Consider the following 481-nt stretch of genomic DNA (forward strand, 5'->3'; position numbering starts at 1 on the left):
CTCGACGACGAGGAGACACGATGAGCACGGCAACGACGACGGGAACGCAGACCGCGGCGCCGCGGGGCGCGGACGGGCACGACGTCATCCGGGTCCAGGGGGCACGGTCGAACAACCTGCAGGACGTGAGCGTCGAGATCCCCAAGCGGCGCCTCACGGTGTTCACGGGGGTCTCGGGGTCCGGCAAGAGCTCGCTCGTGTTCGACACGGTCGCGGCCGAGTCGCAGCGCCTCATCAACGAGACGTACTCGGCGTTCCTGCAGGGCTTCATGCCGACTCTGGACCGTCCCGACGTCGACGTGCTCGAGGGCCTCACGACGGCGATCGTCGTCGACCAGGAGCGCCTCGGCGCGAACCCGCGCTCCACGGTCGGGACGGTGACCGACGCGAACGCGATCCTGCGGGTCCTGTTCAGCCGGTTCGGGGAGCCGCAGATCGGCCCGCCCCCCGCATTCTCCTTCAACGTCCCCGCGCGCAAGGC

The 481-nt window shown here is 70.3% G+C and carries 1 pseudogene; it reads left to right on the plus strand.

The annotated features are described in order from the left end of the window. Nucleotides 1-20: 20 nt before the first annotated feature. A pseudogene (locus G3I78_RS47915) lies at nt 21-481 on the plus strand (excinuclease ABC subunit UvrA); the annotation flags it as partial.

This window comes from Streptomyces sp. SID13726 (assembly GCF_010548375.1).
In the GTDB taxonomy this organism is placed as follows: Bacteria; Actinomycetota; Actinomycetes; order Streptomycetales; family Streptomycetaceae; genus Streptomyces.